The organism is Bacillus sp. FJAT-27225, from assembly GCF_001685025.1.
Classification (GTDB): Bacteria; Bacillota; Bacilli; order Bacillales; family Cytobacillaceae; genus Bacillus_D.
The window spans coordinates 1,008,778-1,022,333 of sequence record NZ_MAYU01000001.1; the positions used below are offsets into that span (position 1 = coordinate 1,008,778).

At 45.0% G+C, this 13,556-nt stretch carries 13 protein-coding genes; all 13 read right to left on the bottom strand.

Going from position 1 to position 13,556, the window contains the following annotated elements; all coding sequences use genetic code 11:
- Positions 1–4 precede the first annotated feature (4 nt).
- Positions 5–1,030, bottom strand: coding sequence for a rod shape-determining protein (locus tag A8F94_RS05175; protein ID WP_066196567.1), 1,026 nt, complete (start codon positions 1,028–1,030; stop codon positions 5–7).
- Between the two features lie 172 nt (positions 1,031–1,202).
- Positions 1,203–1,874 (bottom strand): RadC family protein, encoded by a 672-nt coding sequence (gene radC / locus A8F94_RS05180; RefSeq protein WP_175384364.1) that lies wholly within the window; start codon positions 1,872–1,874, stop codon positions 1,203–1,205.
- A gap of 76 nt (positions 1,875–1,950) precedes the next feature.
- Entirely contained in the window at positions 1,951–2,523 is a 573-nt protein-coding gene (locus tag A8F94_RS05185) for a Maf family protein (protein WP_066196574.1), read from the bottom strand.
- Positions 2,524–3,049: 526 nt separating this feature from the next.
- Positions 3,050–4,084 (bottom strand): hypothetical protein, encoded by a 1,035-nt coding sequence (locus A8F94_RS05190; RefSeq protein WP_066196575.1) that lies wholly within the window; start codon positions 4,082–4,084, stop codon positions 3,050–3,052.
- A 233-nt stretch (positions 4,085–4,317) separates the two neighbouring features.
- Positions 4,318–5,142: a hypothetical protein gene (locus A8F94_RS05195; protein WP_066196578.1), complete on the bottom strand. Its 825-nt coding sequence runs from the start codon at positions 5,140–5,142 to the stop codon at positions 4,318–4,320.
- Positions 5,139–5,780: a PilN domain-containing protein gene (locus A8F94_RS05200; RefSeq protein WP_066196581.1), complete on the bottom strand. Its 642-nt coding sequence runs from the start codon at positions 5,778–5,780 to the stop codon at positions 5,139–5,141. Before A8F94_RS05200 ends, A8F94_RS05195 begins: the two co-directional genes overlap by 4 nt.
- The gene (gene pilM / locus A8F94_RS05205; protein ID WP_066196584.1) at positions 5,780–6,775 is read right to left on the bottom strand and encodes a type IV pilus biogenesis protein PilM; all 996 of its coding nucleotides are present in this window, start codon (positions 6,773–6,775) and stop codon (positions 5,780–5,782) included. Before pilM ends, A8F94_RS05200 begins: the two co-directional genes overlap by 1 nt.
- A gap of 56 nt (positions 6,776–6,831) precedes the next feature.
- Positions 6,832–7,578 (bottom strand): prepilin peptidase, encoded by a 747-nt coding sequence (locus A8F94_RS05210; RefSeq protein ID WP_066196587.1) that lies wholly within the window; start codon positions 7,576–7,578, stop codon positions 6,832–6,834.
- A gap of 3 nt (positions 7,579–7,581) precedes the next feature.
- Entirely contained in the window at positions 7,582–8,097 is a 516-nt protein-coding gene (locus A8F94_RS05215) for a prepilin-type N-terminal cleavage/methylation domain-containing protein (protein WP_066196590.1), read from the bottom strand.
- Positions 8,098–8,204: 107 nt separating this feature from the next.
- On the bottom strand, positions 8,205–9,419 hold the full coding sequence (locus A8F94_RS05220) for a type II secretion system F family protein (protein ID WP_066196598.1): 1,215 nt from the start codon (positions 9,417–9,419) through the stop codon (positions 8,205–8,207).
- A complete protein-coding gene (locus A8F94_RS05225; RefSeq protein ID WP_066196600.1) occupies positions 9,419–10,459 on the bottom strand; it encodes a type IV pilus twitching motility protein PilT in 1,041 nt (346 codons plus the stop codon). Before A8F94_RS05225 ends, A8F94_RS05220 begins: the two co-directional genes overlap by 1 nt.
- A gap of 10 nt (positions 10,460–10,469) precedes the next feature.
- Entirely contained in the window at positions 10,470–12,131 is a 1,662-nt protein-coding gene (locus A8F94_RS05230; protein ID WP_066196602.1) for a GspE/PulE family protein, read from the bottom strand.
- Between the two features lie 20 nt (positions 12,132–12,151).
- Entirely contained in the window at positions 12,152–13,528 is a 1,377-nt protein-coding gene (locus A8F94_RS05235; RefSeq protein WP_066196607.1) for a G5 domain-containing protein, read from the bottom strand.
- Positions 13,529–13,556 lie beyond the last annotated feature (28 nt).

Genomic DNA, 13,556 nt, shown 5'->3' on the forward strand with positions numbered 1-13,556 from the left:
TCCATTACTTGGAGTCCCTGCCCTTGTTCTTGAACAAGTCGATATGATCAAGCGCTTTGCCCGTCCCAATTGCCACACAATCAAGCGGATTTTCCGCGATCAGGACTGGCATGTTTGTTTCTTCGCCGATCACTTTATCAAGATTGCGAAGCAGCGCCCCGCCGCCTGTCAGGACAATTCCCCTGTCCATAATATCAGCAGCAAGCTCAGGCGGTGTTTTTTCTAAAGTGCTCTTGACCGCCTCAACAATTGCATAGACTGTGTCACGAAGCGCGCCGGCAATTTCCTCAGCAGAAATTTCAATTGTTTTAGGAAGGCCAGTCAGCAGATCCCGGCCGCGGATTTCCATGTTTTCTATGCCTTCCGCATTTCCGGCGGAACCGATTTCCATCTTGATTGTCTCGGCAGTGCGGTCCCCAATCATGAGGTTATAGTTTTTGCGGATATATTGAATGATTGCGTCGTCCATTTCATCGCCGGCAATCCGGATTGACTGGCTAGTCACAATGCCTCCAAGCGAAATGATTGCGACTTCAGTTGTACCTCCGCCGATGTCAACGACCATACTGCCTGTTGGTTCCCAAACTGGCAAGTTTGCGCCAATTGCAGCTGCGAAAGGTTCCTCTATTGGAAAAGCATCACGTGCCCCCGCCTGTCTTGTCGCGTCGATTACAGCACGGCGCTCAACAGCGGTAATTCCCGAAGGAACACAAACCATGATATAGGGCTTATTGCTTTTAAAAATGCCTTTGCTTTTCGTAGCTTGTTTAATATAATGCCTCATCATTGTTGCGGTTGTATCATAATCAGCAATGACTCCGTCCTTCATCGGCCTCATGGCAACAATATTGCCCGGAGTCCTTCCTATCATATTCTTCGCGTCATTCCCGACAGCGACAATATCCTTTGTATCTGTTTGAAAGGCAACAACAGACGGTTCCCTTAAAACAATTCCTTTTCCTTTAACATAAACGAGTGTATTGGCAGTCCCCAGATCTATGCCAAGATCTCTTGCCCCTAATCCAAACATAAATGTATCTCCCTTTCCGTTGCAAAAATTCGGTCATTAATCCACCCTGACTGAAGGTGGCTTCATATCAGAAATTGTTGAAAAACTCAGCAATTTGTTTGTAATTTTTAATGGGCAGGCCCTAAAAAATCATAAGCTTTATTATATCGTATCGTCAAATAAAAACATAGTCTCACAAGTACCCTTTTTCTTTAAGTGAAACAAATTTATTTTCCCCGATGATCAAATGGTCAAGTACGTCGATTCCTATTATCTTCCCGCACTCCGACAGCCTCTTCGTGACCTCGATATCTTCCCGGCTTGGTGTTGGGTCGCCACTGGGATGATTATGGAGGCAAATGATGGAAGCTGCAGAGCGGCGGAAGGCTTCTTTAAAAACTTCGCGGGGATGAACGATGGAGGCATTCAAACTGCCGATGAAGATTGTCTGTTTGTGGAGAACCTGGTTCTTCGTATTGAGGTAGAGGCAGACAAAATGTTCCTGGCTGAGGAAGCGCATTTCATTCATCACATAGTTTGCGCCATCTTCCGGTGAACGGATGACATAGCGTTCATGATTTGAAAGATTGGCGACCCGGCCTCCCAATTCAAGCGCTGCCATCAGCTGAATCGCCTTTGCCTGGCCGATTCCCTTGATAGCGGTAATTTCCTCAAGCGAGGCAGCTTTCAAAAGCCTGAGACCTTCAAAATGCGAAAGAAGCCGGTTAGCCAATTGAAGGACCGATTCATCCTTTGTTCCGGTCCTTAAAAGCAGTGCAATTAATTCATGGTTGGAAAGACTTGAGGGGCCGCCCGCAATAAAACGTTCACGCGGCCTCTCTTCCTGGGGATAGTCTCGGATCATTAATGTCGTACTGGTCAACCAATTTTCCTCCCTTGTAAGCGGGAGCGCCCGGACAAAGATTGTCCGAAAACCACATTTAGTATGGAAGCGGAAAGCCAGCCCTGGTAAGCTCCCTTACTGTCCGGGACACAGGAAGCCCGACAACCGCAAAATAGTCGCCGTCAATTTTTTTGACAAGCATGCTGCCAAGCCCCTGAATACCGTAACCGCCGGCCTTGTCCATTGGCTCGCCGCTGTCCACATAATAGTCAATTTCCCTGTCCGTCAGCTCCCAAAAATGGACTTCAGTTTTTTCATAAAAACAGGTTTCCGCATCCGGAGAAATAATCGCAACCCCGGTATAAACATAATGGACACTGCCTGACAAACGCTTCAGCATCCCAATCGCTTCCTCACGGTCAGCAGGCTTGCCCAGCACCTCGCCATCTGCCACGACAATTGTGTCGGCACCAATGACAACATCATTCGGATGCTCGGCAAAAACGATGGACGCCTTCCGTTCAGCAAGCCCCATGACAATATCCTCAGGAGACGTACCGGGAGCAAAGCTTTCGTCAACATCTGAGCTGTAAATGTGGAAATGTAGCTGGAGAGTTTCAAGAAGTTCCTTCCGCCGCGGAGAAGAAGAGGCTAAAATGAGGTTCGGCATACAATCACCTTTCTTTTTGCTTCGTTTGGGGAGATACAGTTCAATCGTATCAAACTTCACCCTTGCAAACAATTTCTAATCATTAAAGTGTCGAAATTTTTCAGGTTTTATTCTATTAAAAACCAACTTTTGTAATCAACACTGCTGTTAATTTCCGTTCCAGAAAGGGAAGCTTCTAAGAATTCACATCGCAGAGACAGGCGGCTTTTGCCTGTCGCGAGGCGCTTCGCTTTCCGTGGGGCTGGCGGTGAGTTGTCTAGCTGCGGCTCCTAGCTCCTCGAGGTCGCTTCGGTCCTTCAACTGAAGTCAAAGTACGACTTCTGCCTCAGGCCCTCCAGCGCTCGTCGGAGCTGGGCAGTCGCCTCTGCTTTTCTTTCTCCTCGGCGCGAGCGCCTGTGGGGTCTCACCTGCCCCGCTACTCCCATAGGAGTCTTCGCTCCTTCCACTCCAATCAACACTATTCACTTGTTCGTTTTATATATTCGAAAAAAAACAACCCCGGGTGTTTGCCCGGGGTTAGGTATGCTTAAAAAGACTGATAGGATACAAGGAAATCGAGAAGGTGCTGCTGGGCTTTGATGCTTCCTGCTTCATCAGGAGTTGATGAGAGAAGGGTGGCAGCACTTAAAAGGCCGTTATACAACTTTTTTACATTTTCGTTCTTAAATTTACTTGAATCTGTTTTCTTCAGTTGTGCAAGGGCCTGTTTGGCTGTTTCGTCAGGGCTGCCGCCACTGATCCCCGCTGAAGCCGCTCCGCTTAATGAATTATAGAGCGCTGGGGATTCTTTTAAAAAAGCAGCTTCCTGCTCAGACAGTTTCCCTGCATCTTTTTCAGGAAGTGCCACTTCCTTTGCATATATCTCGATGCCTTTGGCCTTCATCGCGGCTCCAACTTCCTTGGCCTTCTCCAGGCTGTCAGCAACGCCGACCAGCATCATTGCTTTACCATCCATGTCGAGGACTGCAGCCGGGATACCTTTTGAGACAAGTTCATCTTTTTTCGATTCTGCCGAGTCTTTTTTTGTATAAACACCTTCCTGGACAGCAAATGTGGAAAGGGGCAACAATGTAAAGGCAGCTTTTTTATCAGAGGTTTTAGGGTCTTTCTTGCTTGTACCAGCAACAGGCTTTATCGGAGAGCCGACTTCTTCCAGCACATCGCCTGAACCGAGCATCTTCAGCATCCCGGTACCAAACGTAACCCCGATTAGAATGGCGAAGATAATCGGAATGACAAGCGGTTTCAATGAGATTGTATTAAATTTAAATGATTGTCTGGACGGTTTTGAAGACTTGGCTGGCTTGGGGTAAATGGAGGCGGTATCAGTCGCTTCCTTAATTATGTATTCCTTTGGTGCTTCAGGCTCCAGTTCCGGTAATATCCAGTCAAAGCTTTCCTCACCTGTTTCAAGCGCCGCTGCCTGTTCAATCTCTGCAGAGGTTGCACTATCAAGCGGGACGGTTTCTTTCTTCGGTATTTCCTTTTTCAACTCTTCTTTATATGGCCGGCTGTCACCATTTATTTTTATCGTAATCGTATTTTTTTTCGGCTTGTCCACAATCAGCGCATCCCTTCTGCCACGGCGGATTTGTTTAATCCAGCTTCAGCGGCTAAACCCTCGAGGTCTTAAGCCGGCCCACTTCGGAGGGCAGGCCCCTCCTGCGGGTTCCGTCTTAAGCTGGTCGGGTTTAACCAAGCCGCTTCAGCTTTTTGATAATCCTACCATACAGGCAAAAAAAAATAACAAGGTTTTTGTCGCCTTGTTATAAGATGCTTTCGCCAAATCCTGATTTAATTTTCATTTTTATCGTCTGTTTCTTCCTTCACTGTATTCGAGAAGGTTGTCAATGGATTCTTCTTTTTCGCTGGCTCCGGTGCTTCGATGTTCGGAGTCTGCTGTGCGAGGTCGGCCAAGCCAGGCATATAAAATGCCGACAGTGTTAATGTAAAGGCGATTGGTGGTTCCTCGGCAACAACTGTAGTCACCTCTGGGCCACCTGTATAGTTGATAGATTCAACCACAGCGATCCGCTTAAGGCTCTCCAATGTTGCAATGAATTTTTCAATTTCCGGATAACCAGGTGCCTGTACAGAAAGCTGGACGGTCACCTTTTTCACACCCTCTGGAACAGGGATAACGGATTTAGGCGGTAGAGGCTGGCCATTTTCGTCTGTTGCCGCGTCTTCAGTGGGTTGGCCTTCTGCAGGAGTTTCCGTCGTTTCAGAAGTTCCAGTTGCTGTCTCAGCAGCAGCTTCCCCATTTTCAGCTTCAGGCTTTTCTACAGTTCCATCTTTCGCAAACGACATGGACAAAACTTTTGAACCTGACACCACTTCCGCTTTTTCAAAATCAAGAATCAGCTGTTCGACGAGCGGCTTTACCGGAATCCGATTCTGTAGCTGAGTTGTTGTTTCAGTCGAAAACTCCTCCGTCTCCTTCTCTTTGCCTTGCAGGACAGCGAGAAGCTGCTCTTCGGTTTTAAGCGAAGCTTTCTTCATCTCAAGATCGCTTTTTAACGGACTGACCCAGGAGAAATATCCTCCTGCAGCAAACAAGACGAGGAAGAATGCGAGACTAATTACGGCCATTTTTTGTTTTTTAGGATCCAGCCTCATAGCCCGCTCTCCCCTTCCTCTTGCTCAAGGATTGCAGCTTTCACCGAATCCTTATTTAGCTTGATTTCGAATTGTCCCTGGTAGCGAGGCAAAATGTCTTTCTTTTTCTCATTGTTTACATTCACTGTTGTAGATTCAGCAGTTTGCTGCTCTCCGACTGTCTGTGTGGCAGCAAGGCTTGACAATGTAGCTTCGGTAACCCATCCCGAACCATTCAGCCTGTTCAGAAAATAAGCCGCCTCACGTGTTGTATCAAATTGGACCGATAACGTGACAACGCCGGTCTCCTGATAGGCAAAAGTTTGGATAAAGCCGCGTTCAGGCAGCAGAGACGTGAATTCCTTCATAACCGGCACAGACGGAATCGCATAATCCTCAGCCCATGTAACCGATTGTTCAAGCTTGGCAACCGAATCAGCAGCAGTGACTTCGGTTGCCTTCTTCTCTTCAATTTCCTGCAGCTTTTTGGTGGTTTCTAACCGGTTGTCCACCGCAGCAATATCAATCTTCAAGGAAGAGGACTGCCAATAGAGGAAACCGCCTGCTGCAAAAAACAACACCGTAAATATCAGAGAAACAGCAACCAGGCTGCCGCTTTTTCTTTTCTTTTTCGGAAGCAAGTTAATATCAATCAGCATTACCTCACCTCTTTCAAAGAAAGCCCAAGCGCAAGCGCATGCGTCTGCGGAAGCGATTTGTTCCGGCTGTTATGGATCGATTCTGTCGGGAAAGTGAAAATCGGCAAATCGAACTGTTCCTTCATTTCATCATGGATGCGGTCAAGCAGCGGATGATCCCCGACAAGCAGGATTTTGTTTACACCAGTGGTCTCAACATTGGCCGAATAGCGGTAGAAGTCCATTAATTTATTCATTTCCGAATAAATCATTGAAAACTGGCCATCAAGCTTGTAGGAGTCACCTTTGTACTGGTATTCGCATGTTCCGGAACGGTCCCGGCGAATCTCCCAGTCGTTCACCTCGAAATCGAGTGGGAACTGCCTCATAAAGTATGGTACCTGCTCCTCGAAAATGGTCATATTGACTGAGGTCAAATTGACTTGGACAGTAAACAAGCTTTCATCCGGCTGCGGGGCTTCCAATGAGTAATAAAGGCGGTAAAGGGCAAGCGGAGATATGTCTGCCGCAACCGGAACCAGCTTTGCTCCGCTTATAAGTTCGGAATACTCCTGAACAAATTTTTCAGGAGACGCGAAGAGAAGAAGCTCCTTTTTGCCGTCTTTTTCGCCGAGAGGATAGACGTCAAATACCGGGTCCTCAAACGGAAGATGGATGCTCGCGCCCAGTTCCATATAAAGATGGCTATCGATTTCATCATCTTCGACATCGGCAGGGATCGCAATTTTACGGATAATCACCAGGGGATCCGGTACGATGAAATGAATGGGTCTTCTAGCAATCTTCCATTCATTGATACATTCTTCAAGAATGACAGAAAGAGTCTGAAAGTCAGTAATCTTTCCCTCCTCAATGATGCCAGGCGGGATGTTGCGCTCTCCCCACCTTAGCGCAGTAGGAGGATTCGCTGACTTCAGCTCAAGATAGCGGATACTATGGTCATTAAAGATAAGATTAATTGGTCGTTTATTTCCAAGTGAAAGGGAAAAGGCCATGCAAACTACCCCTTTAGTTAAGAGAAATCAGGACACAGAATACGTGCCTGCGGATGCTATGAAAAAAAGCTTAAATATAAATCTATTAATTGATTTCCGAAAAAGTAGGCAACGAGTGTGGCAAGTGCAATAAACGGACCAAATGGAATCGGCTCACGTTTTTTAATTTTTTTCGACAGTATACCCACAATTCCAAAAACGGCCCCGAATAATGTAGCAAGGAAGAACGAAAGGAACATCAGCTTCGTTCCAACAACAAAACCGATTAAGGCGTAAAGCTTAATGTCGCCTCCACCCATGCCGCCTTTGCTGACATAGGCAATCAAGAGCAGAAGCAGAAAGCCGGCAGCCGCACCGAGCAGCGAATCCCACCAGGGCGAAAGCGGCCAAAGGATGCGTTCAAATAAAAAAATCCCTGCAAACACCAACAAGATTTTATCAGGGATAAGCATATAGTTGATGTCAGATACAGTAATGATAATGAATAACGAAATCAGTGTCCAGGCGATGATCAGTTCCCAACTCCAGCCAAGCAGGACAGGTGCAAGGACAAAGAGGATTCCAGTCAAAAACTCCATGATTGGATAAATGGGGGAAATCCGCGACCCACAGCCGCGGCATTTCCCCCATTGAAAAACATATGAGAAAACTGGAATCAATTCATGAGCCTTAAGCTTGTGTCCGCAATTGGGACAGGCAGAGCCTGGGCTGACAATTGATTGTCCATTTGGCACCCTTAGTCCGACTACGTTGAAGAAGGAGCCGAAGGTGATGCCGTATAAAAACAAAAGAAATATAAACATTAATTACCTTTTAACTACAGCTGTTCTGACCAATCCCGAAAGAGCAGCCTTTTGAATTTTTCTTTCACTTCCATACAGATTAACAACGTATGTGTAACCTTTTCCACTCTTTGTAACTTCTACATATGAGGTAGTATCAGCTGGAGCAGTACCTATTAATGATTTCGTAGCATCTGCATCGTCCACTAAATCAGGATCACCTTTCTCATAATTAGAACCGTCTGGGTCCTTAACTTCATCAATATAACCTTGTGCTTCTAAGTAAGCTAATGATATATAACTCTTCCCACCATCAGTTTTCGGCTGAAGGGCAGGATCTGAAGTAATTGCCAATTTTGCAGAATTGATCATTTGCTGAGCATTTGCAATGTGAGCATCTTTCTTAGTATTGTCGATTAGTCCACCAATTGCTGGAATGGCAATCGCAGCAATAATCCCCAGAATAACAATAACAGCAAGCAACTCGATCAGTGTCAAACCACGCTGATCTTTTATTTTTTTCTTTAAACTTTTGAACATTTTCCCCGCTCCTTCTAAGGTCTATAACCCAAATAAATTAGTACTCTTACAGTATATAACAAGTTTGGCATGTAAAAAAGAGGGTATTTGTAGAATTTAAACTAATTTTAGTACTTTTTGTCAAATTGGTTAAACATTTCAAACATAGGAATCATAATACTTAGAACAATAGTACCTACTAATACCGCCAAAACAACTATCATTAATGGCTCTATAAGGGATTTTAACTTGTCTGTTCCAATATCTACTTCCTTTTCATAAAATTCTGCTACTTTATCCAGCATGGCATCCAAGGAACCAGTTTGCTCACCGATTGAAACCATTTGAGTGACTAAGGGAGGAAATGCCCAATGAGATTCCATTGGAATAGTCATAGATTGTCCTTTTTCCAGAGAATCACGTGATTTTTTTACTACCCTGGCAATCACTTCATTTTCAACAACATTTTCGACAATCGACATCGATTGAAGAATGGGAACTGAGCTAGCAAATAAGGAACTTAATGTTCTAGTCATTCTTGCTAAAACTGCCTTGCGCATTAGATTGCCAAAAATCGGCATCCTTAAGATTGCATAATCCAAATAATACTTAGTCTCTTTATTTCTCCTTAGTGCAATAACCCCAGCTACAATCCCTATCGAAATTATTAGGAGCAGCCACCACCACACTTGGACAAAGTCACTGGCTGACATAACAAATTGTGTAATCGCCGGTAATTCTCCTCCCATATCATCAAACATAGTGACAAAGGTAGGAACAATTGATGTTAATAGAAAAATAACTACTCCAATTGCTAAGACACCAATTACGGCAGGATACGTTAAAGCAGACACAATTTTTTGCTTTGTATGATGCTGTTTTTCAAAATGGTCTGCCAGCCTTTCCAATGTTCCATCAAGATTACCACTTGCCTCTCCAGCACGAAGCATATTTACAAACATAGGAGAAAAAATCTTTTTATGCTTTGTTACTGCTTGTGAAAGCGGACGGCCTTCACGAAGTTCAGACTCAATTAAAATCAAAGCTTTTTTTAAAGCCTTGCTTTCGGTTTGTACAGACAAAATTGACGTTGCATCGACAACAGTTACTCCAGCTTTGAGCAATGTTGCAAACTGCCGAATGTAAATAACAAAATGCTCCAGCTTGACCGGATTCCCTATAGAAATATCCTTTGTCAAGAGTGTTTCAGGCATTTCACTAATATCAACTACACGCACGCCATCTTCTTTTAGCTTTAGGAGTGCCTCCCGTTTAGAGACTGCATTAATGACCCCTTGCCTCGTTCCCCGCCTGTCACGTCCTTCATATTTAAATCGTGCCATTATACGATCATCTCCTCAAGAAATGGCTGAGCAACCTCTTTAAGGATAATGCCTCTATCAATTAATTCCTTAATATTAGCCTCAAGTGTATGCATACCAAGCGCCCGGGATGTTTGCATAATGCTCGGTATCTGGTGGATCTTTTCATTTCGGATTAGGTTGGCTATGGCTGGATTATTAATCATGATTTCGGTTGCTGCCCTCCGTCCCATTTTATCGGCGGTCTGGAATAATCGCTGTGAGATAATTCCAACAAGTACCGAAGCAAGCTGGACTCGGATTTGCGGCTGTTGGGATGGCGGGAAGACATCGATAATCCTGTTGATAGTTGCCGGGGCGCTTGATGTATGCAATGTACCTAATACAAGATGCCCTGTTTCCGCAGCTGTGATTGCTGTCCCAATTGTCTCAAGGTCACGCATCTCCCCGACCAGAATAACATCAGGGTCCTGGCGGAGTGCAGCCCGGAGGCCATTCGCGAAATTGCCGGTGTCATAGCCGACCTCACGCTGGTCAATGACCGAGTTGCCATGTTTATGCAAATATTCAATAGGGTCTTCTAGCGTAATGATGTGCTTTCGCATCGTCAGATTCATATAATGAATCATCGATGCGAGAGTTGTAGATTTCCCGCTCCCCGTCGGTCCGGTAACAAGGACAAGTCCCTGTGGCTTTTCCATCAATTTCTTCAATGTATCCGGCATGCTGAGTTCTTCAATAGTCGGAATCTTTGAGGAGACTATCCTCAACGCAATCGCTATACAGTTCCTTTGATGGTATGTGTTCACCCTAAATCGTGATACTCCAGGGACGCTGTAGGAGAAATCAAGCTCTCCTTTCTCCTTAAAAACATCCCACATACCTTCCGGGACAATGGCTCTAGCCATACTATCCGTATCGGCAGGCTTAAGCATCTCCTTGCCATAGCGTTTTAAATCTCCATTAATCCTCATGATAGGAGGCACACCGACAGTCAAATGAATGTCAGATGCCCTGTGCTCAGAGGCGGCCCTTAAAATCATATCGATTTGTTCTTTCATATGTGCTCTCCTACTCCAGAATCGCAACTCTCAATACTTCTTCGGTTGTGGTGAGACCTTGTTTTATTTTTAGCAATCCATCATCAATCAAAAAGATCGTTTTATTTCTAATGGCCACTTCTTTAAGATGCTGGAACGATTCCCCATCCATGATGACCCTGCGGATTTCATCCGTAATGGATAGAACTTCGTGGAGGGCAATTCTGCCTTTATAGCCACTCATACTACAGGATGAACAACCCCTGCCGCGCGGAACCTTTTCAATTTTAATACCGCGCCGGGCGAAAATCTCAAGTTCTCGTTTTGATGGCTCAACCAGCTCCATGCAATCCCGGCACACCTTGCGTACAAGCCTCTGGGCTACAACACCAGCTAGGGAGGCAGCAACCATGAACGGCTCAACGCCCATATCAATCAGCCTGGAAACAGTGCCAAGTGCATCATTGGTATGGAGCGTACTTAGTACAAGATGTCCAGTCAGTGAAGCCCGGACTGCAATGTCCGCGGTTTCTTTATCTCGTATTTCCCCGACCATAATGATATTGGGGTCCTGACGAAGAATCGAACGTAAACCTGCTGCAAAAGTCATCCCGACATTCGGGTTAACCTGAATTTGGTTTATGCCTTCCAACTGATATTCAACCGGGTCCTCAACAGTGATTATGTTTACTTCTTCGCTATTTAGCTTGTTTAGTGCCGCATAAAGTGTAGAAGATTTTCCGGAACCTGTTGGTCCAGTGATAAGGACAATTCCGGTTGGACGCTCGATCATGTCCAGGAAACGTTTGTAATTTAATTGATTGAAACCAAGTTTGGCAAGGTCGTTCAACGTACTCCCCATATCAAGGATCCGAAGGACAATTTTTTCCCCGTAAACAGTCGGAAGAGTGGAAACCCTTAAGTCGATCGGATGAAAATCGAGATTCACCTTAATCCGTCCATCCTGAGGAATCCGGTATTCGGTTATATCAAGGTTCGACATAATTTTAATCCGGGCAGACAAAATATTTTGCATGCTCTTAGGCAGGACTCGTTCAACCCGAAGTACCCCATCGACACGGTACCTAATCACTACTTTTGTTTCATGAGGATCGATGTGGATATCGCTCGCCCGCTGGACAGCTGCGTTGACGAGAATCTGATTTACCAGACGGACAATTGGTGAATCTAGGTCTGTTACATCCTCACTACTTGAGTTGTTTCCTGAAGGAAGTTCACCGAGAAGTTCTTCAAGCCCTTCATCCGTGTTGTAATATTTATTGATGGTCCGGAGGATATCGTCCCTCGTTGCAATCGCAGTTTCAATTTGAAAGCCAGTAAGAAGCCTTAGGTCATCGACAGCCAAAAAGTCAAGTGGATCGGAAATTGCAATAAACAGCTTGTCTCCCTCTTTTTTCAGTGGGACTAGCAAATGCCTTCTCGCCAAATCTTTCGGTACTAAGTTGAATAAGTTTTTATCAAACGGATAGCTGAACAGGCTAATGTGGGGAATGCCAAGCTGCATTTCCAACACTTCAATCAGCTGCAATTCGGTAATATAACCCCTTTGGACTAACGCTTCTCCCAGACGTTGTTTTGGAGCCTTCTCCTTCAGGGCTGTGTTAAGCTGTTCCCCCGTAATGAGGCCGGCTTCCAGAAGCAAGTCACCGAGCCGCTTCCGTGTTTGTCTCATATAACATCCCTGCTTATCATTTATTTCGGTTGTTCATTCGGTTTGCCCCAAAGGCCTCCATCATCTTTACCAGGATTCTTAACGTTGCCATTATCGACATTTCCCGTTCCTGCCTCGGATGGAACTGTTGAAGGATCTGTTACGACGGGTTCAGTATTCCCTCCAGCCGGAGCTACGGTTCCAGGTTCCGAAACAGGAGCTTCTGTATTAGTTCCTGGAGTCTCGCTAGTTGGAGTAGTCTGGCTTGCGGACAGCGGCTTAACCTCAATTCGATGAATAGGAGGATAAAAATCGTCTGATATCGCTTCGATGTCAATAAGTGTTCCATTGCTGTATACTTCACGATAAACTTTTATGATTTTTCCTTCTTTGCCTTCTTCTTTTACGTTTGTTTGTCCCGGTTTCAGAAGTGGACTAAACTGAATAATAGTCTTTGGCTTAAACACGTCTTCCCCGTCTGCTACGACCTTATATTCATAAAGAAATGGCGTTCCAATTATCGTTGCAGTCAGCTTTCCTCCTGCATATTCGAATTTCAATCCGAACTCCGCATCATTTGGATTGCGGAAGGAGAAGTCTAAGCCAAGCTCAGGCTCGATCCTCGCTTCAGATCCCAGCTCGGCAAAATCCGGAAGCTCCTTGCCAATATTCCGCTCAACAATATCAAAATTGGTTTGAAGCACGGCAATATAAGCAGCCGAAGCCATCATGCTAAGTGTACTAGTTGAAAGACCTTCTATTTTCTGCTGCTCAATAAATCCTTGAAATGAAAAATCCGATAATGCCTCAATTTTAATATCCGGGAACCCGTCCAGGGCCATTTCAATCTCATCCGAAGCTTCCTTCACCTTTACTGTACCTGTAGCAATGACTTCAGGTTTCTTGTTTGAATCGACTATAAAATCAGAAAGCTTCACAACTACTTCCCCTGCAGTTAATGTGGATGCAGGTTCTACGAGCTTTGCGTTCAAGTCCTTAAGATTGATTTCAATCCCGATTAATTGTGGAGAGATTTGTTTGATCCATTCAACCAGTATCGTTTCATCCAAGGTTACATGGATTCCATTTTGCCTTCCATCAACCAGTGACGACACTGTCTCCTCAGGAGCAAATTCAAACGGGTCTATTTCCAGATCAATTGTTTTTTCTTTATAAGCAAGTTTATAAGTAGTACTATTCTGCCATTCCTGGATAGAGGTTTTTAATAGGGCAAGGGCTTCAGTTGAAGACTTACCCTCCAGATTTACTGAACCAATCATGGTTCCTGGCTGATAGCCTTCTTCACCCGCAAAAAGAGTGTCAAAAGCTTTAGCTCCATAATGTGAAAAACTGAATATATATGCTGTACATAAGAAAAGGACAATAAAAAGTTTTAATACCTGTTGATTTTTTCTCACAACGAAGCCCCTCTCGACTTAACTCGAA

Coding starts and splice junctions, on each gene's coding strand:
- A8F94_RS05175 (WP_066196567.1), bottom strand. CDS start 1,030: ATGTTTGGATTAGGGGCAAGAGATCTTGGCATAGATCTGGGGACTGCC.
- radC (WP_175384364.1), bottom strand. CDS start 1,874: ATGATCCGAGACTATCCCCAGGAAGAGAGGCCGCGTGAACGTTTTATT.
- A8F94_RS05185 (WP_066196574.1), bottom strand. CDS start 2,523: ATGCCGAACCTCATTTTAGCCTCTTCTTCTCCGCGGCGGAAGGAACTT.
- A8F94_RS05195 (WP_066196578.1), bottom strand. CDS start 5,142: ATGAGGCTGGATCCTAAAAAACAAAAAATGGCCGTAATTAGTCTCGCA.
- A8F94_RS05200 (WP_066196581.1), bottom strand. CDS start 5,780: ATGCTGATTGATATTAACTTGCTTCCGAAAAAGAAAAGAAAAAGCGGC.
- pilM (WP_066196584.1), bottom strand. CDS start 6,775: ATGGCCTTTTCCCTTTCACTTGGAAATAAACGACCAATTAATCTTATC.
- A8F94_RS05210 (WP_066196587.1), bottom strand. CDS start 7,578: ATGTTTATATTTCTTTTGTTTTTATACGGCATCACCTTCGGCTCCTTC.
- A8F94_RS05215 (WP_066196590.1), bottom strand. CDS start 8,097: ATGTTCAAAAGTTTAAAGAAAAAAATAAAAGATCAGCGTGGTTTGACA.
- A8F94_RS05220 (WP_066196598.1), bottom strand. CDS start 9,419: ATGGCACGATTTAAATATGAAGGACGTGACAGGCGGGGAACGAGGCAA.
- A8F94_RS05225 (WP_066196600.1), bottom strand. CDS start 10,459: ATGAAAGAACAAATCGATATGATTTTAAGGGCCGCCTCTGAGCACAGG.
- A8F94_RS05230 (WP_066196602.1), bottom strand. CDS start 12,131: ATGAGACAAACACGGAAGCGGCTCGGTGACTTGCTTCTGGAAGCCGGC.